The 17,668-nt window shown below is 71.6% G+C and carries 19 protein-coding genes and 1 pseudogene; 13 read left to right on the top strand and 7 right to left on the bottom strand.

From position 1 onward, the window contains the following. Positions 1-191 precede the first annotated feature (191 nt). Both AQJ46_RS37005 and AQJ46_RS37000 read left to right on the top strand, forming a co-directional pair. The gene (locus AQJ46_RS37005) at positions 192-1,676 is read left to right on the top strand and encodes an MFS transporter (RefSeq protein ID WP_059209731.1); all 1,485 of its coding nucleotides are present in this window, start codon (positions 192-194) and stop codon (positions 1,674-1,676) included. A gap of 344 nt (positions 1,677-2,020) precedes the next feature. Then, complete coding sequence (locus AQJ46_RS37000; protein ID WP_057612606.1) at positions 2,021-2,704, top strand: response regulator; 684 nt, start codon at positions 2,021-2,023, stop codon at positions 2,702-2,704. A gap of 4 nt (positions 2,705-2,708) precedes the next feature. On the opposite strand, the gene AQJ46_RS36995 is transcribed toward AQJ46_RS37000, so the two are convergent. Further along, on the bottom strand, positions 2,709-3,398 hold the full coding sequence (locus AQJ46_RS36995; protein ID WP_059209730.1) for a TetR/AcrR family transcriptional regulator: 690 nt from the start codon (positions 3,396-3,398) through the stop codon (positions 2,709-2,711). A 118-nt stretch (positions 3,399-3,516) separates the two neighbouring features. Here AQJ46_RS36995 and AQJ46_RS36990 point away from each other — a divergent pair, with 118 nt between their 5' ends. The 5 genes from AQJ46_RS36990 (at position 3,517) to AQJ46_RS36970 (ending at position 7,819) form a co-directional block, all read left to right on the top strand. Further along, positions 3,517-4,266, top strand: coding sequence for an SDR family oxidoreductase (locus tag AQJ46_RS36990; RefSeq protein WP_059209729.1), 750 nt, complete (start codon positions 3,517-3,519; stop codon positions 4,264-4,266). Between the two features lie 83 nt (positions 4,267-4,349). Further along, on the top strand, positions 4,350-4,721 hold the full coding sequence (locus tag AQJ46_RS36985) for a VOC family protein (RefSeq protein WP_059209728.1): 372 nt from the start codon (positions 4,350-4,352) through the stop codon (positions 4,719-4,721). Positions 4,722-4,803: 82 nt separating this feature from the next. Continuing rightward, entirely contained in the window at positions 4,804-5,784 is a 981-nt protein-coding gene (locus tag AQJ46_RS36980; protein WP_059209942.1) for an ATP-dependent DNA ligase, read from the top strand. A gap of 131 nt (positions 5,785-5,915) precedes the next feature. After that, positions 5,916-6,692, top strand: coding sequence for an NPP1 family protein (locus AQJ46_RS36975; RefSeq protein ID WP_059209727.1), 777 nt, complete (start codon positions 5,916-5,918; stop codon positions 6,690-6,692). A 101-nt stretch (positions 6,693-6,793) separates the two neighbouring features. Beyond that, positions 6,794-7,819: a questin oxidase family protein gene (locus tag AQJ46_RS36970; protein ID WP_059209726.1), complete on the top strand. Its 1,026-nt coding sequence runs from the start codon at positions 6,794-6,796 to the stop codon at positions 7,817-7,819. Between the two features lie 448 nt (positions 7,820-8,267). Here the strand turns inward: AQJ46_RS36970 and AQJ46_RS36965 are convergent, their stop codons facing one another. Next, positions 8,268-9,257, bottom strand: a complete 990-nt coding sequence (locus AQJ46_RS36965; protein ID WP_059209725.1) for a DUF5937 family protein — start codon at positions 9,255-9,257, stop codon at positions 8,268-8,270. Positions 9,258-9,370: 113 nt separating this feature from the next. Between AQJ46_RS36965 and AQJ46_RS36960 the strand changes: the two are divergent. The 4 genes and pseudogenes from AQJ46_RS36960 (at position 9,371) to hemC (ending at position 12,538) form a co-directional block, all read left to right on the top strand. Beyond that, positions 9,371-10,571: pseudogene (locus tag AQJ46_RS36960) on the top strand (MFS transporter). A gap of 7 nt (positions 10,572-10,578) precedes the next feature. Next, a complete protein-coding gene (locus AQJ46_RS36955; protein ID WP_059209724.1) occupies positions 10,579-11,097 on the top strand; it encodes a hypothetical protein in 519 nt (172 codons plus the stop codon). Next, on the top strand, positions 11,094-11,561 hold the full coding sequence (locus tag AQJ46_RS36950; RefSeq protein WP_059209723.1) for a GNAT family N-acetyltransferase: 468 nt from the start codon (positions 11,094-11,096) through the stop codon (positions 11,559-11,561). The genes AQJ46_RS36955 and AQJ46_RS36950 overlap by 4 nt, the downstream gene beginning before the upstream one ends. A 41-nt stretch (positions 11,562-11,602) precedes the next feature. Continuing rightward, positions 11,603-12,538, top strand: coding sequence for a hydroxymethylbilane synthase (gene hemC / locus AQJ46_RS36945; protein WP_059209722.1), 936 nt, complete (start codon positions 11,603-11,605; stop codon positions 12,536-12,538). 13 nt (positions 12,539-12,551) lie between these two features. On the opposite strand, the gene AQJ46_RS36940 is transcribed toward hemC, so the two are convergent. The 4 genes from AQJ46_RS36940 to AQJ46_RS36925 all read right to left on the bottom strand — a co-directional run bounded on the left by AQJ46_RS36940 (position 12,552) and on the right by AQJ46_RS36925 (position 15,344). Further along, positions 12,552-13,067, bottom strand: a complete 516-nt coding sequence (locus AQJ46_RS36940) for a hypothetical protein (RefSeq protein ID WP_057612613.1) — start codon at positions 13,065-13,067, stop codon at positions 12,552-12,554. A 192-nt stretch (positions 13,068-13,259) separates the two neighbouring features. Then, complete coding sequence (locus AQJ46_RS36935) at positions 13,260-14,111, bottom strand: ABC transporter permease (RefSeq protein ID WP_057612614.1); 852 nt, start codon at positions 14,109-14,111, stop codon at positions 13,260-13,262. After that, positions 14,071-14,892, bottom strand: a complete 822-nt coding sequence (locus AQJ46_RS36930) for an ABC transporter ATP-binding protein (RefSeq protein ID WP_059209721.1) — start codon at positions 14,890-14,892, stop codon at positions 14,071-14,073. Before AQJ46_RS36930 ends, AQJ46_RS36935 begins: the two co-directional genes overlap by 41 nt. Continuing rightward, positions 14,889-15,344 carry a MarR family winged helix-turn-helix transcriptional regulator gene (locus AQJ46_RS36925; protein ID WP_059209720.1) on the bottom strand — a complete coding sequence of 152 codons (456 nt, stop codon included), beginning with the start codon at positions 15,342-15,344 and terminating at the stop codon, positions 14,889-14,891. The genes AQJ46_RS36930 and AQJ46_RS36925 overlap by 4 nt, the downstream gene beginning before the upstream one ends. A gap of 238 nt (positions 15,345-15,582) precedes the next feature. On the opposite strand from AQJ46_RS36925, the gene AQJ46_RS36920 reads away from it, so the two are divergent. After that, positions 15,583-16,374 (top strand): SigB/SigF/SigG family RNA polymerase sigma factor, encoded by a 792-nt coding sequence (locus AQJ46_RS36920; RefSeq protein ID WP_059209719.1) that lies wholly within the window; start codon positions 15,583-15,585, stop codon positions 16,372-16,374. A gap of 15 nt (positions 16,375-16,389) precedes the next feature. On the opposite strand, the gene AQJ46_RS36915 is transcribed toward AQJ46_RS36920, so the two are convergent. After that, entirely contained in the window at positions 16,390-16,722 is a 333-nt protein-coding gene (locus AQJ46_RS36915; RefSeq protein ID WP_057612618.1) for an ANTAR domain-containing protein, read from the bottom strand. Positions 16,723-16,892: 170 nt separating this feature from the next. Between AQJ46_RS36915 and AQJ46_RS36910 the strand changes: the two genes are divergently transcribed. Further along, positions 16,893-17,668: VOC family protein (locus AQJ46_RS36910; protein ID WP_059209718.1), on the top strand; the 776-nt coding region annotated here is incomplete at its 3' end.

Genomic DNA, 17,668 nt, shown 5'->3' with positions numbered 1-17,668 from the left:
CCGCCCGAGGCCCGCCGGCGGTGCGGCGGGTTCCAGTGCCGGAAGCCTACGCAACAGCATGTCGAGAACGGTGCGCGGGACCGCACGGTCCCCCTCGGCGGCCTCCATCACCGGCACCAGTAAGCTAAGTCAAGCACCTGACTTAATATTGGCCAAGCTCTCGACCCCGCTCCTGCCCTGGAGGCACTTTCATGTCCGACGCTCCCGCCGGATCCGCCGACACGGACGCCGTGGCCGCGCCGCGGCCGAACGCCGTGGTGGCGGTCCTGGCCTTCGCCGGAATCGTCGTCTCACTGATGCAGACCCTGGTCATCCCGATCGTGCCGGAGCTGCCCAGACTGCTGGACGCCCCGGCCTCGGACACCGCGTGGGCGGTCACCGCGACTCTGCTCGCGGCGGCCGTGGCAACCCCGGTCGTCGGGCGGCTCGGCGACATGTTCGGCAAGCGCCGGATGCTGCTGGTCAGCGTGGTGATGCTGGTGGTCGGATCGGTGGTCTGCGGACTCAGCGACGCCCTGGTCCCGATGATCGTCGGCCGTGCCCTTCAGGGCCTGTCCTCCGGTGTCATCCCGCTCGGCATCAGCATCATGCGCGACGAACTGCCCGCCGAGCGCCTGGCCGGGGCCACCGCGCTGATGAGTGCCTCCCTCGGCGTCGGCGGCGCCCTGGGCCTGCCGACCGCCGCGCTGATCGCGGACAACTTCGACTGGCACGTCCTGTTCTGGGCCTCGGCCGCGATGGGGGCTGCGGCCCTCGTCCTCGTCCTGGCGTTCGTGCCGGAGTCCCGGGTGCGCACCGGCGGCCGCTTCGACGCGGTCGGCGCGGTGGGCATGGCGGTCGGCCTGGTCTCCCTCCTGCTGGCCATCTCCAAGGGTGCCGACTGGGGCTGGGCCAGCGGCACCACGCTCGGCCTGTTCGCCGCGGCCGTGATCGTCCTGCTGGCCTGGGGCGTGTTCGAACTGCGCACCGCCCAGCCTCTGGTCGACCTGCGCACCACCGCCCGCCGTCAGGTGCTGTTCACCAACCTCGCGTCGATCGCGATCGGATTCTCGATGTTCGCGATGTCGCTCGTACTCCCGCAGCTGCTCCAGCTGCCCACTCAGACGGGCTACGGCCTGGGCAGGTCCCTGCTGACCGCCGGTCTGGTCATGGCCCCGTCCGGCCTGGTGATGATGGCCCTGGCCCCGGTCTCGGCGTCTGTCTCCAAGGCCAAGGGCCCGAAAGTGACGCTGATGATCGGCGCGCTGATCGTGGCGTGCGGGTACGGCCTGAACATCGTGCTGATGTCCGAGGTCTGGCACCTGGTGCTGGTCTCCTCCGTGATCGGCGCCGGCATCGGGTTCACGTACGGCTCCATGCCCGCGCTCATCATGGGCGCCGTGCCCGCGTCCGAGACGGCGGCCGCGAACAGCCTGAACACCCTGATGCGGTCCATCGGCACGTCCTGCGCGAGCGCCATCGCCGGTGTCGTGCTGGCCCAGATGACCATCGACCTGGGTGGTTACGCACTGCCGTCCGAGAACGGCTTCAAGACCGTCATGGCGATCGGCGCGGGTGCCGCGCTCCTCGCCTTCGCCATCGCCTCCTTCATCCCGCGCCCGCGCGCCGCGGTTCCGGCGGCGCCCCCGGCACCGGCCGCCACGGAGACCTCGGCCGGAACGCCCTCGGGACGCTGAACGCCCCCGTCCGGTGGCCGGACCGCCAGGTCCTGCCCGAGGAGGACACGCCCATCGCGCGTACTGCGTTCTCAGTACGCGCGATGGTCGGCGGTGGTACGACGACAAGCGGGCCGGGTCACGGAAGACTGGCGATCCGGACGGTGGAGGCGGGGACGCGTGGCACTCGGCCGGGACGGGTCGCGGGGGCATGTCCGTACGGTTGTCGCCATGACGGCCGCGCTGCGACTGTCCGCGTCCCCGTCCGGCGGCGAGGGCCGTCCCGGCATCGAGCGTCCGGACGCGGTGGGTCGCTCTCCGCTGTCCCGGTCCCCCATCGCCTCGGCACGTCAAGATCGGACCCCATGACCATCCGCGTACTGCTCGCCGACGACCAGGCCCTGTTGCGGGCCACCTTCCGGATCCTCATCGACTCGTGCGACGACATGGAGGTGGTCGCGGAGGCCACCGACGGCGCCGCGGCGGTCGACCTCGCGCGTGTCCATCGCCCCGACGTGATCCTGATGGACATCCGCATGCCGGGGACCGACGGCCTGGCCGCCACGTCCGTGATCTGCGCGGACTCCGAGCTGTCCGACACACGGGTGCTGATCCTGACCACGTTCGAGATCGACGAGTACGTCGCGCAGGCGCTGCGGTCCGGCGCCAGTGGCTTCCTCGGCAAGGACGTCACCGCCGAGGCCCTGCTCGCCGGCATCCGCACCGTGGCGGCCGGCGACTCCCTGCTCTCCCCCGGCGCCACCCGCACCCTGATCACCCGCTTCCTGTCCGCTCCGGGCCTGGGCACCCGGCTCGCGGCCGCCGACGACCTGAGCGGCCTCACCACCCGGGAACGGGAGGTGATGGCGTGGGTCGCCGAGGGGCACTCCAACGACGTGATCGCGCAGAAGCTCTTCGTCAGCCCCCTGACGGTGCGCACCCATGTCCACCGTGCGATGACGAAGCTGGGCGCCCGGGACCGCGCCCAGCTCGTCGTCATGGCCTACCAGTCCGGTCTGGTGCAGGCGCTGCCGCCCGAGGAGCGCTGACCCCTCACCGCTCGGAGAGCTTCTCCAGCCACTGCTGGAGCAGGGCCGACTCCGCCGCGGTGAGCGTCGGCGGCAGGTCGGCGCGCAGGCGGGCCGCCAGTGTGGCGGCCGCGACGGGCACCGGGCTCCCTTCCCGAGGCGTGTCGGCGCCGACGGGCCGCGTCACCGAATCCAGCACCGCGTCGCGCAGCCGCTGGGAGAACTTCGTGTCCGCGTACTGCTCGGGTCTGGTCAGCATCGACAGGGCCGCCCCGACATTGGCGGACATGATCATCTGCGTGGCCAGCGGGGGCGGCACCGTCAGCCGCCCCTGGGCCGCACAGCGCTCGAGGATGCCGTGCAGCAGGTCGTGCGCCTCCTGGGCCGCGGCCGGGGGCACGGTCAGCTCGGGCGAGTACATCAGGCGGTAGTGGCTGGGGTGCTCCAGCGCGAAGCGCATGTGGTTGTCCCAGCCGCTCTTCAGGTCCTCGACCGGATCCTCGCTCGGCCGCGCCTCCCGCTTGGACGCGAGATACCGCTCGAATCCCCGGTCGACCACGGCGGCCAGCAGACCGGCCTTGTCGCCGAAGAGCCGGTAGAGCATCGGCGCGCCCACCCCCGCCTTCTCGCACACGGCACGCGTGGAGACATCGGCGGCCGACGCACCGGCCAGCAGCTCGGTGGCCGCTTCCAGGATCTTTTCCCTCGCATCCATGCCCCCAACGGTACGGCATTCGTAGCACCGATACGAGAGGAGGGTTACCATCGCTACGATGCCATGTTATCGTCGATACGAGCCAGCCGTAGCAGTGCTATCGAAGGAGGATGCAGTTATGACCACTCAGCCCCGGACGGAACAGCGCGTCGCGATCGTGACCGGCGGGTCGCGCGGCATCGGACGGCAGATCGCCCAGCAGCTCGCCGCCGACGGGTTCGCGGTCGTCGCCGGGTACGCGGGCAACAAGGACGCCGCCGACGAGGCCGTGCGGGTCATCGAGGAGGCGGGCGGCACCGCGTACGCCGCCCGCGCGGACGTCGCCGACGAGACCGAGGTCGCCGCCTTGTTCGACCAGGCGGAGGCCACATACGGCGGTGTCGACGTGGTGGTCCACGCCGCGGGCCGGATGCCCCTCTCCCCGATCGCGGACCTCGACCTCGCCGAGCTCGACGCCCTGTACCGCACCAACATCCGCGGCACCTTCGTCGTCGACCAGCAGGCCGCGCGCCGGCTGCGCCCTGGCGGCGCGCTCGTCAACCTCTCCAGCTCGGTCGTGGGCCTGGCCTTCCCCGGCTACGGCGCCTACGCGGCCAGCAAGGGCGCGGTCGAGGCCGTGACCCTGATCCTCGCCCGTGAGCTCCGCGGCCGTGACGTCACCGTCAACGCGGTGGCCCCCGGACCGACGGCGACCGACCTCTTCCTCGACGGCAAGGACGAGGAGACCGTCGCCCGCCTCGCGGCACAGCCCCCGCTGGAGCGGCTGGGGACCCCCCAGGACATCGCTTCCGTCGTGTCGTTCCTGGTCAGCCCGGCCGGTCACTGGGTCAACGGACAGGTGCTGCGGGCCAACGGAGGCATCATCTGACCTGCGTCATCCGGCATCCGACCCCGCCGACGCCAAGTCCGCTCCCACGTCTGGTTGTCCGACCCTCCGCCTACGATCTGCGGATGCGTCCCCACTTCACCGGCACCTCCCTGATCACCGACGACGTCCCGGCGCTCGCCGCCTTCTACGCGCGCGTCCTCGACGCGGAGGTGGAGGGCGAAGCGCCCTTCGCCCGGGTGACGGTCCCCGGAGCCGTCCTGTCCTTCTTCTCCACCTCGGGCATGGAGTCGATGCTGCCCGGTTCGACGGCCACCGCCGCGAGCGGGAGCTTCACCGTGGAGTTCCGGGTCACCGACGTGGACGCACGCCACGAACGACTGGCGGCCCAGGGTGTCGAGATCCTCAAGCCGCCGACCACCCAGCCGTGGGGCCGCCGGTCGGTGTGGCTGCGGGACCCGGACGGCAACATCGTGAACCTGTACCAGGAGGTCTGAGCAGCCGCCGGGGCGGCGCCCGTTCAGGGGAAACCGGTGCGCGGAGCGCGTGACCGCCGGTGCCCGCGTCGACAACTCACCCGTGACCCTCCCGTTGATCCCACCCATGCTCGCCACCCCCGGCGCCCTGCCGCCCGCCTCACAGGACGCGCGCTGGGCCTACGAGACCAAGCAGGACGGCCAGCGAGTGGTGGTCTACCTCGCCGGGAACGGCGACGTGGTGCTGCGCGCCCGGTCCGGAGAGGAGATCACCGGTGCCTATCCCGAACTGCGGCCACTGGGCGATGCGCTCGGCGCCACACCCGCCGTGCTCGACGGGGAGATCCTGGCGCTGGACGAACAGGGCCGTGCGGACTTCCAGTTGCTGCAACCGCGCATGCAGTTGGCCCACTCCCCCGGGAGAGCCGCGCGCCGGGCGGCCGAAGCGCCCGTGCATCTCGTGCTGTTCGACCTGATGCACCTGGGGCGGCGCTCGCTCCTCGCCCTTCCCTACGCACAGCGGCGCGCTCGACTGGACGAACTGGAGCTCACCGGCCCGCAGTGGTCGACACCGGCCGCCCTCGTCGGTCATGGCGAACAGGCCCTGCGCGCCACCCGTGAGCACGGTCTGGAAGGCCTGGTCTGCAAGCGGCTCGACTCGGTGTACGAACCCGGGGTGCGCTCCCGCGCCTGGATCAAGATCCGCAACATGCTCAGCGAGGACGTCGTCGTGGGCGGCTGGCTGCCCGGCAAGGGCAGGCTCACGGGTCTGCCGGGCGCGGTGCTGGTCGGACAGCGGGGTGGCGGTCGGCTGCGTTACGTCGGCAACGTGGGCACGGGCTGGAGCGAGGCGGAACGGACAGAGCTCGCCTCCCTGTTGGCCACCGCCGCGACGGACGTGTGCCCCTTCGATCCCGTGCCGCGGGTCCCGGGCGCCCGCTGGGTGCTGCCCCGGCTGGTCGGCGAGGTCCGCTACAGCACCCGTACCCGGGCGGGGTTGCTGCGTCAGCCGTCCTGGCTGCGGCTGCGGCCGGATCTCGCGCCGGAGGAGTCCTCGGCCGACCTCCCCGACGCACCTGCGTGATCCGAACTATTGGGCCGGCCGTAACCGGAGTGACGCCTTCGACCTCTTGGCGCGGACATGAAAAGCGGGGAAGCTGAACTCCCCAGTAACCCAGAGCCGTTGGGCTGCGCCCGGACCACGAGGAGGACGCAGTGGCGTCACCGTCGTTCAAGAAGCACCGCACGAGATGGTTCACCGGCCTGGCCGGCGCCGCCGCGCTCGTCGTCGCCTTCCCCTCCGCCGCGTTCGCCGCCCCGCCCAAGGCGCTGCCCGCCAACGCCGAAAGCGCCGAGTACACCTACCAGCCGGCCTTCGACTACGACACCGACGGCTGCTATTCGACGCCTGCCATCGGCCCCGACGGCACGATCAACGGCGGTCTGAACCCGACGGGTTCGCTCAGCGGCGAGTGCCATGACGCCTCGGACCTCGACAACACCAACACGTACTCGCGCTACAAGTGCAACAACGGCTGGTGCGCCTACATGTACGGCCTGTACTTCGAGAAGGACCAGGCGATAGCGAACAGCAGCATCGGCGGGCACCGGAACGACTGGGAGCACGTCGTGATCTGGGTGCAGAACGGCACGATCCAGTACGTGTCGACGTCCAACCACGGTTCGTTCACGGTGAGCGCGGCCTCCGGCGTCCGCTTCGACGGCACGCACGCGAAGATCGTCTACCACAAGGACGGCGTCAGCACGCACTGCTTCCGGCTGGCCAACTCGGGTGACGAGCCGCCGGAGAACGCCAAGGGCACCTGGCAGTACCCGCCGCTGGTCGGCTGGAACGGCTACCCGTCGGGGCTGCGCGACAAGCTGAGCGCGTACGACTTCGGCAGCGCCAACTTCGGTCTCAAGGACGCGAACTTCGCGGCCCACCTGACGTCGGCGAAGCCATCGGGGATCTCCTTCGACCCCAACGCCTGACCCGGTGACACGATCGGGCGCGGGACCTAGGTCCCTCGCACCCGCGGGTTCCGTCCCGCGCCCGATCCCCGCCGGCCCGCACCCGGCATAGCGTCCCGTTCATGGACACGAGCGATACGAGCGACACGAGCGGACACCTCGAGGAGGCCCTGGACCGCGTCCACGCGTCCGGCCCGGAACGAGACGGCTGGCTGAGCAACCACGCCCCCATGGTCGTCGAGGCGCTCGCCGCGCACGGGCAGGCCGGCTCGGTGCACCGGTGGCTGGACCTCTACCGGGACAAGCTGGAGGACTTCCCCGACCGCACCGCGCCCGTCACGGACGACAACTGGCCCTCAGCGCTGGGTGATCCGCGCCGGATCGCGGACTGGACCGATCATTTCTCCCGCACGCTCGCCGAGCGCCCCTGGAAGGACGTGCTGGCCGAGTGGTGGCCGCGCCTGCTGCCGGGCCTGTACGGGGGTGCCACGCACACGGTCATCCGGGTCGGCCATGCCGTCCGGGCGGTGGCGGCCGAGGAGAACGGGCCCCGGCGCACCGAACTCGCGCACGCGCTGGGCTACTGGGCGGCACGCCACCAGCCGGTGACGGGTCTCGTGGCACTGCCGGGTGCGTCGACCGCCCCGGACGCCCTGGACGCCGTACCCGCGATCGAGCCGGGACACGTGGGGTTCCGGAACCGGCTGGCCGCCGTACGCCGACTGCCCGTGTGGGCGCAGGAGGTGACCGACCCGGACACCGCGAAGGAGCGGCTCACCGAACTCGTCCGCGCCGCGACCCACCGCTACGCCACCCACGGTCACGGCGAGCCGACGATGCTCGTCCACGCGGCCACGGCCCCCAACGCCGTGCTGCGGACCCTGGATTCCCTTCCCCGCGACCAGTGGATACCCAGCCTGCGCGCGGCCTGGACGGCGTCGGCGGCGGTGACGGCGATGTACGCGCCCGTGGCACCGGTCGCCTACGCTCCTCCCGCGCACCTGGCGCCCGAAGAGGTCGTGGAACGAGCCCTCGCGCACGGCGACGAGCACGTCATCAAGCTCACCGACACCGCCCTGGACATCGGCGACGACCAGGCCCTCGCGGCCGCCCTGCGCTCGGTGGAACTCAGCGAGCCGCTCGTCTGAGCCCCGCCCGGCGGATCGTCCGACGTCACACGAGGGGGGCTCCGGCCCGCGGTGCCCCGTGCGGCCGGCGGGCGTCGGCGTCACCGCGGACAGCGTTCCCGTACAGGCAGCCCCCGTCCGCGTCCCTGGGCCCGCACCACCGCCCGACCAGCCCCGGCCCACCGACCTCAGCCCCGACACACACAAGCCAGGCGCCGACCACCATGCCCTGCCGCGGCTCACCACCCGACCAGACCAAACCCCGCCGCCCTCAGCAACCCACCCCAACCGCCCCACAGACCAGGCGCCGGTCACCGTGCCGATCAGACCAAACCCGCCGCCCCCAGCAACCCACCCGCACCGCCCCACAGGCCAGGCACCGAACGCCACCACATCCCTCGCCCCCGCTCACCACCCGACCAGACCCGGCCCCGCCACCCCCAGCAGCCCACCCGCACCGCCCCACGGGTCAGCCGCCGGAGGCCACCGCGTCGCCGAGCGGCGTTCGTCCGTACAGCACGTGGTGGCTCTGTCGTCGTGAGTCGAGCAGACCCGCTTCGCGCAGGACCGACAGATGGGCGGAGACGGTCGAGGGGGCGAGACCGTGGCGGTGGGCCAGGTCGGTCGTCGAGGCCGGGTCCTCGAGCCCGGCCAGGATCGCCGCGCGCTGCCGTCCCAGCAGGCGTGCGAGCGCCTCCGAGGGGCGCGGCATCCCGTCGGTGTGCAGTCCGCCCATGCCGCGCGCGGGATAGATGACCGTGGGCTGCCAGGGCCGGGCGAAGCCGCTCACCACGTCCGGCCAGACGAACACACTCGGCATGAGCAGCACGCCCCGCCCGTCGGCGAGTTGGGCTTCCGTCATGTCACCGCGCACGGGAAGGGTGAGGCTCCCGTCGGCCCAGTCGACGTCCGGGTGCAGACCGGCGAACAGCGCGTCCAGGCCCGCGTCCGCCACCTGCCGGGACCGGTGAGCGATGTCGGCCTCCAGCACGGCACGATGGCGTGCCCAGTCGGGGGCGACCAGCACCCGCCAGGCCTGTTCGGTGAGGTCGGCGAGGCGCCGCACGGCAGCGGCGGGGTCGTCCAGGGCGGCCCGCCCCTCCGGCGATTCGGTGAGACCCGGTGTGCAGGCGAGCGAACGGGCCATCTCGGTGTGGGCCAGGGCGGGGTCGGTGGCGCGCACGCGGGCCAGCTCGTCCTCGAAGCAGGGGTACGGCTCCTCCGGCGGCGGCCCCAGGAAGTCGGGGGTGTAGCCGCCGGCCGGCGGGATGAACAGCCACAGCGGGGCCAGGTCGAGCCCGGCCACGGTGGGTGCGGCGCGGCGCAGCCAGGCCCGGTGGTAGCCGTGCCGCGCTGTCCGGCGCAGCATGCGCAGCGCCTCGTGGGTCTGGCACAGCGGGGAGACCGCGAACCGGCACCGCCGCAGGTCGTCGGTCCCCAGACGCAGCGTGAGCGGCACAGCGGTTCCCCCGGCACCTGTGAGTGATTCGTCCTGGACCGAAAGAGTAGAACGCCCGCCCTCGGCACCGCACGCTTGCCGTCCCCGACTCCCCTCCCCCGGAAGGCATGTGCATGGGCAGCGTACGTCCGGCCCCCTGGCGCAGGGCCGCCGTCGTCGCGGCGCTGATGCTGGCGGCGTTCACCTTCAACACCACCGAGAACCTCCCGGTGGGTCTGCTGTCCCTGATGGCGGACGATCTGCGGGTCTCGCTCACGGCGGTGGGCGCCCTGGTCACCGGCTACGGCCTGGCGGTGGCCGTCGGCTCCCTGCCGCTCGCCCACGTCACCCGGTCCGTACCGCGCCGGCATCTGATGTCCGGTCTGCTCGCGGTGCTCGCGGTGGCCAGCTGGATCTCCGCGCTCGCCGCCGTGTCGTACGGTCTGCTGCTGGTGGCCCGGGTGGCGACCGCGCTGGCGCAGGCACTGTTCTGGGCGGTGATGGGGCCGGTCGCGGTCGGGCTGTTCGCGCCCGAGCGCCGGGGCCGGATCATCGGGCTGCTGTCGGTCGGCGGTTCGCTGGCCACGGTCGCCGGAGTACCGGCGGGGACCTGGCTGGGCGGGCACAGCGACTGGCGGGTGCCGTTCGCCGTCCTCGGCGCGCTCGCCGTCGTATCGCTGGCCGTGGTGGCCGCACTGCTGCCGACCTCACGGCCGCAGGAGAGTCATTCGGCTTACGGGGCCACCCCCGACCGGCGCCGGTTCGCGGTCGTGCTCACCACCACCGCGCTCTCGGTGACGGGGGCGTTCACCGGGTTCACGTACCTCGTGGCCTTCCTGGACGAGGTGAGCGGGTTCGGCCAGGACGCGGTGAGCGCGGTACTCATGGCGTTCGGGGCGGCGGCGCTGGCCGGGGTCACGGTGGCCGGGCCTCTGCTGGACCGGTTTCCACGGGCCACGCTGACCGTGCCGGTGGCGGGACAGACCCGTCGCTCTGATCGGCCTGTACGCGGGCGGCAGCGGTCAGGTCGCGACCGTCGTCCTGCTGATGCTGCTGGGCGCCTCGGTGGCACCGCTGTTCATGGCGACACAGAGCCAGGTGCTGCATGTCGCGCCGGGACGCACCGAGACGGCCCTCGCCGCCAACTCGGCCGCGTTCAACGTGGGCGTGGCCGTCGGCGCCCTGCTCGGCGGTGCGCTGCTGCCCTTGACCGGGATCCGCGGCACGTTCCTGGTGGGCGGGCTGCTGACGGCGGTGGCGCTGGTGGTGCTGTCCTGGCCGGAATCGGTCGTCTCGCGGGCGACGGTGGACGCACCCGAACCGGGCATCCGATGATGGCCGAATGGATCTTCACGAGGAACTGCCCGCCGCCGTCGACACCGAGGCCCTGCTGGCCCTCGCCGATTCCCACCACGCCCGTCCCGCGCGGCCGTTGGGCACCAGGGAGGCCGCCGGTCACCTGGTGAAGGTGTACGCGCTGGAGGCGCCCGGCCGTACCGTCTCCGATCAGGACGCCGAGGCCGGGCTGCGGATCGCCGAGCGGCACCTCGGACTCGGGCCGCTGCGGGGTTCCCTGGGGCTCGCCGTCCTGATCGTGCACGCCGGCGGCGACGGCGACTACGTCCTGGTCCACAGCTGGATCGAGGGCGACATGGCGGATCTGGCGATCTTCACCGGCCCGGTGGGCAAGCCCGACGCGCTGCGGCCCGGCCGGGCGGGTCTCGCGCCCTGCGTGTGGGAGGCCGCCGTACTCGCGCACGAGCGGGACGCGTACTCCCGGCACGTCCTGGACGGCACCGGGTCGCTCGCCGAACGTCTCACCGCCTGGGGCGCTGACACGATCGCGGGCGACATCCGATGAGCGAGGCCCCCCACGTCCGGCACGCCGAGCGCGCCGATCTCCCCGCGGTCGCCGAACTGGCCGCCCGGCACGCGGAGTACGAGAAGGCGGCACCACCCCCGGACGACCTGCCAGACCGGCTCGCCACGCTCCTCTTCGACACTGCCACGCCCCGTCTGCGCTGCCTGGTGGCCGAGCTCCCGGACGGCTCGCTCGTCGGTTACGCCACCTGCTCTCCCGAACTCTCCACCTGGGAGGGCCGCGAGTACCTGCACATGGACTGCCTGTTCCTGCTGCCCGGGCACCGCGGTCTCGGACTCGGCGTCCTGCTCATGCACGCAGTGGCCGCCGAGGCCCGCGCGCTGGGGCTCGACGAGGTGCAGTGGCAGACGCCGGTCTGGAACGACGGGGCGATCCGGTTCTACGACCGGATGGGCGCCCGCGCCAGGCAAAAGGTGCGCTACTCCCTACCCGTTGCTCCCTGAGCGTCAAACACCGAACCTCCGCAGGGTCTATCGTGTCCCGCATGTCCCTCCCGGAACTGATCCGCATCGTCTCCCGTGACTCGCCGATGGCGCTGGCTCAAGTGGAGCGTGTCAGAAGCGAGTTGACGGCCCTGTACCCCGGTGTGCGCACCGAGGTCGTACCGGTGAAGACGACCGGTGACAAGTGGATGGGTGACCTGTCCAAGGTCGAGGGCAAGGGCGCGTTCACCAAGGAGGTCGACGCGGCGCTGCTGGCAGGTGAGGCCGATCTCGCGGTGCACTGCGTGAAGGACGTGCCCGCCGATCGGCCGCTCCCGGCGGGCACCACGTTCGCGGCGTTCCTGAAGCGGGACGACATCCGCGACGCCCTGATCCACCCGGGCGGCCTCACTCTGGACGAGCTTCCGGAGGGGACCCGGATCGGCACCTCCTCGGTGCGCCGCGTGGCCCAGCTGGCCGCCACCCACCCGCACCTGGAGTGTGTGCCGTTCCGCGGCAACGCCAACCGTCGGCTGGCCAAGCTGGCGGCCGGCGAGGCGGACGCGCTGCTGCTCGCGGTCTCCGGCCTGGAGCGCATCGGCCGCGAGGACGTGATCAGCGAGATCCTCTCCCCCGAGACGATGATGCCGCCGATCGGCGCGGGCATCCTCGCACTCCAGTGCCGGGAGGGCGACACCGAGCTGATCGACACGGTGAGCGCGCTGGGTGATCCGGACACGTTCCGGGAGGCGACCGCCGAGCGGATGTTCCTGCACGTCCTGCAGGGCCACTGCAACAGCCCGATCGCGGGGTACGCACGCGTGGACCACAGCGACGAACTTTCCCTGCGCGCCTGTGTGTTCACCCCGGACGGCAAGACGCGGCTGAACGCCCACGAGTGGGCGGGCCGGCTGGATCCGGCCACGCTGGGCACCTCGGTCGCCGTGGCGCTGCTGCGTCAGGGCGCCCGCGAGATCATCGACGGCATTCCCCACTGAGCCCGGGGGCGGTTCAGGCCGTGCCCTCTTCGGCCTGGTCCCGCAGGAAGTTGCTCACCTGGCAGGCCAGGCCCTCGCGGCCCACGCCCGCGTGCGTGGCTCCCTCGTCGAGTCCGATGCCGCCCGCCCACAGCCTGCGGTCGGCCCACTCGTCGTCGACCCGCAGCTGGATCTGCACGTCGATCTGGCCGAGGCTCGTCTCCGGTCCCGCCGCGAACAGCACCGCGGTGGCGCGGCGCAGCGGATAGACGTCGAAGCCCTCGATGAACTGCGAGTTGCGCCAGTCGATGAAGGCGCTCTCGCCGTCGGGGCCGATCCGCACGTCGATCTGACCGTCCTCGAGATGGACGGTCGGATGCAGGTCGCCGCGGTTCTCGACGGTCACCCGGACGCTGAAGTACGTGAGCCCTTCGGCGGCGTCGTCGCGTCCACGCGGCGGCTCGGCCGCCTCCAGACGGTGGACGCGGACACGCAGACCGGCATGCTCGTCGTACTCCTGCCAGTCCCCGACCACGTTCGGCTCGTACACAGTGCACCTCTTCGACCTCAGAGAGCTGCTTCCTATCTGTGTGCTCAATGCACTGTCAAATGAGCAGAATGCGCTGTGGCCAGGGAATTCACCCCCTTTGATCGCTGATCAAGCCGTGCGCAGGAAGAATCCGCCGAGCGGCCGGAAAAACCCTTGCACCGGCGTGCCGCACATCACGTTCCGCGCGCATGATCAACGGGCCAGCCGGCCGAGGAGCGAGGAGGCCGCGGTGATGCCGAGCGCGGCGGCCACGGCCAGCACCCCGAAGTCGAGCGCCAGATGGGCGTGGGTGCCCAGGAGGAGGCCGCGCAGGGCGTCGACTTCGTAGCTGAGCGGGTTCACCTTGCTCACGGCCTGCAGCCAGCCCGGCATGACGGACAGCGGGTACAGGGCGTTGGAGCCGAAGAACAGCGGCATGGTGATGGCCTGACCGATGCCCATCAGGCGGTCCCTGCTGAGCACGATGCCGGCGATGGTCATCGACAGGCAGGAGAAGAACGCCGAGCCGAGGATCACGATCGCCCCGACGCCGAGGAGCTTGAGCGGGTTCCAGGTCAGGGACACCCCGAGGAGGGCGGCGATGACGATGACTACGACGGCCTGGATCAGCGACTTCACGCCGGCCGCGAAGGCCTTCCCGGTGGTGAGTGCCGAGCGCGGGGTGGGCGTGACCAGGAGCTTGTTGAGGACGCCCGCGTCCCGCTCCCAGATGATCTGGATGCCGTAGAAGATCGCGATGAACATCGCCGACTGGGCGATGATGCCGGGCGCGAGATAGTCGATGTAGGGGATGCCCTGGGTGGGGATCGCCTTGATGCGGGTGAAGGTCTGGCCGAAGATCAGCAGCCACAGGGCGGGCTGGACCGCGCGGGTGTAGAGCTCGGTGCGGTCGTGGCTGAGTTTCTGCAGTTCCACGGCGCACATCGCCACGACCCGGGCGGGCAGCACTCGCCAGCCCGCGCGCGGCTCCGGCGGGCGGAGCAGCAGGCTGATGGAGCCCGGGTCAGCCGACACGGTTCGCGGTGCGGCGGGTGCTTCGGACATCGCGGAAATCCCCTCCCTCGTCTTCGAGCCCGCTGCCGGCGACGTCACGGAAGACGTCCTCCAGGGTCGGCAGGGTGTCGGTGCCCCGGCTCTCGGCAAGGCCCCGCCGGAGTTCGTCGGGGGTGCCGAGGGCGCGGATGCGGCCGCGGTGCATGAGACCGACCCGGTCGCAGTACTGGTCGGCCTCGTCCATGTAGTGGGTGGTCACGAGGACCGTCATGCCGGTCGCCTCACGCACGGCGTTGATGTGCTCCCACACGCCGGTACGGGCGATCGGGTCGAGGCCGATGGTCGGCTCGTCGAGGATCAGCAGCCTTGGCGCGCTGACCAGGGCCTGGGCGAGCTCCAGCCGGCGGACCATGCCGCCGGAGTAGGTGCCGGCGAGCCGGTCGGCGGCTTCGGTGAGGTCGACCGCGGCCAGTGCCTGGGCGACGCGTTCGGCGCGCTCCCTGCGGGCGACGTCGAAGACCCGGGCGAACAGGGTGACGTTCTCCCGGCCGGTCAGGTTCGCGTCGGCGGACAACTGCTGCGGGACGTAGCCGAGCAGCCTGCGTACGGCCATCGCGTCGGTGGCGGTGTCGCGGCCGAAGACGTGGATCATGCCGGCCGGGACGGGGAGCAGCGTGGTGATGCAGCGGATGGCGGTCGTCTTGCCGGCGCCGTTGGGGCCGAGCAGTCCGAAGACCTCACCCTCGGCGACGGTCAGGTCCAGCCCGTCCACGGCGTTGGTGTCACCGAAGGCGTAGGCGAGCCCCGTGCAGGAAACAGCTTCGGGCGTCATGTCTCCTCGGCCTCCTCGTGCAGAGTGACGGCGAGCGCGCGCAGCGCGGGGAGCGCGGCGCGCAGGGCCTCCTGATCGGCCGCGTCCAACCGGGTGATGTGCCGGCTCACGAGCGCGACCCGCCGCTGCTTCCAGTCCCCGAGGCGTGCCTCGGCCTTCTCGGTGAGCAGCAGACGGGCGGCGCGCCGGTCGGCGGGGTCGGTCTCACGGACCAGGTGCCCCTCCCTGACCAGCTGGTTGACCAGGGTCGAGACGGAGTTCCCGGCCAGGTACAGCTCCTTGGCGGCGTCGGAGACGCCGATGCCGGGCCGCGATTCGACCAGGCGCAGCAGTTCGACCTCGGCGCCGCGCAGCCTCGGCACCGTCAGTCCGGCGCGCAGCCTGCGCCTCAGCAGCCGCTGGACGCCGACGAGCGCGTCGGCCAGCTCTTCCGGGAAGGTCTCCTCGTCCACATCGCCGAGATTACCTCTGCAACAGAGGTAACTCACCCAAGAGCTGGTCAAACACATATCCGATGATTGGTTCCCTTTGTTTCATTTCATCCGAGAACGGGAATCAGCAATTAAGTGCTTCGGACAGGAGGCACGTCTCCGTGGGAGCCCGCCCAGAGGGCCCCGGATGTCTTCCTCACGTCCGCTTGCGCGCCTCCCACGGTGTCTGTCCATCCAGCACCACAGGGAGGTGCGCGGCATGTCGTCCGTCGCCACCAGAAGACAACCTCATCCGCACGACGACGCCCCCGACACCGACAAGGCGTTCGTGCGCCTGGCGGGACTGCCCGACAGTCCGGAACGCAAGGCTCTGCGGGACGAGCTGGTCGAGCTCTGGCTGCCCATGGCCGAGCGGATCGCCGTCCGGTTCCGGGGCCGCGGGGAGTCCCTCGAAGACCTCTACCAGGTGGCCGCCCTCGGGCTCGTCAAGGCGGTCGACCATTACGACCCGGCACGCGGGAGCGCCTTCGAGGCGTACGCGGTGCCGACCGTGACCGGTGAGATCAAGCGGCACTTCCGCGACCACATGTGGACGCTGCACGTGCCGCGCCGGGTGCAGGACCTGCGCAACCGGGTCCGCCAGGCCTCGAAGGAGCTCGCACAGACGCCCGGCCGGGCGCCCACCGTCGCCGAGATCGCCGAGCGGGCGCAGTTGACCGAGGACGAGGTACGCACCGGTGCGGAGGCGCTGGAGTGCTTCTCGGCGCTGTCGCTGGAGGCGGAGATGCCCGGCACCGACGGCTACGCCCTGGGCGATGCCCTCGGCGGCCCCGACCCCGGCTTCGACGTGGTGGTCGACCGGGTGGCCGTCAGGCCCTGTCTGGAGGCCCTGCCGGAGCGCGAGCGGACCATCCTGTACCTGCGCTTCTTCCAGGGCATGACACAGAGCGGGATCGCCGAGGAACTCGGCATCTCGCAGATGCATGTCTCCCGGCTGCTCAGCACGTGCTTCGCGCACCTGCGCGAGGAGGTCCTGGCCGACGCCGACTGAACCCGGAGGACCCCCTCACTCGGGCGGCGCCCCCGGAATCTGCGTCGGGCCGTAACGGTCGATGGCGTCTTCCAGCTCGGCCCGGATCTCCGGCGGGATCTCTCCGGACCGTCCCCAGATGAGGATCAGGTCCGCGACGTTGCGCAGCTTGATGTTCGTGTGCTGGGAGACGTCCTTCAGCACTTCCCAGCCCTGGTCCGGAGTGACCCTGCCGAGCGCGACGACCATGCCGATGGCCTGGTCCACGACCGCGTGGGAGACCATCGCTTCCTTGAGCTGGCCGATCTCCTCCTGCAGGGCGAAGATCCGGTCCGACTCGTCGGCGGGTTCGTTCGGTACGACTGGCACCCCTCCATCGTGTCACCCGGACAGGCCCGCGCCACCGGGCGGCAGGCGTACGGGCCACCGTTTCGGCGCCGCCTCCGGGGTACTCGGCAGGCGCCCGAAGCGGTTCCGGACGGACACTGGTCGAACACCGCCCGGTGGCCGCCGGCCGACGAGAGCAGGACGCGACTGCCATGAACCACGATCCGAGGCATCCCACCGCGACCGCGGATGTCGTCTCCACCCACCATGTGTTCGGCGCCCCCTGCTGGGTCAGCCTGACCAGCCGTGACCAGCAGACCACGGAGGAGTTCTACGGCGCCGTGCTCGGGTGGGAGTGGAAGCCCCTGAAGCTCGGCGAGCGCTTCCGGGTCGCGCTGGTGGACGGCACGCCGGTCGCCGGGATCGCGGCGGTGGCGTCGATGTGGCAGATGGCGGTGGCCTGGACCGCGTACTTCGCGGTGCCCAGCGCGGACGAGGCAGTGGCCCGCGTACAGGAACGCGGCGGCACCCTGGCCGTCGGTCCGCTGTCCTTCCCGCCCGGCCGTGCGGCCCTGCTCTCGGACCGCGACGGCGCGGCCTTCGGCGTCTGGGAGGGCGAGCTCATCGCCAACTGGGAGGTGTGGCGCCGCGCCCAGCCGGCGTTCGTCCGGCTGCACACCCGCGACGCGTTCGACGCCGCGATCTTCTACGGCGAGGTCCTCGACTGGGCGACGGAGCGTCCCGGCGGCTGCGAGGTCCGCTACGAGGGCGGCGAGGTGGTGCTGCGCAGCAGGGGCGACGTGGTGGCGCGCATCGAGTCGGGGGCGCTGGGCTCGGCCCCCGATCCCGCCATCCGGCCGCACTGGCAGGTCCACTTCGCGGTCGCGGACGTGGCGGCCTGCGCCAAGGCGGCGGAGGTCCACGGCGGCAGCGTGCTCTCGCACACCGGCGACGAGGCCGTCCTGCGCGACCCCGACGGCGCCCAATT

The organism is Streptomyces canus (genome assembly GCF_001514145.1).
Lineage (GTDB): Bacteria > Actinomycetota > Actinomycetes > Streptomycetales > Streptomycetaceae > Streptomyces > Streptomyces canus.
This window is presented reverse-complemented; position numbering and strand designations above follow the sequence as displayed.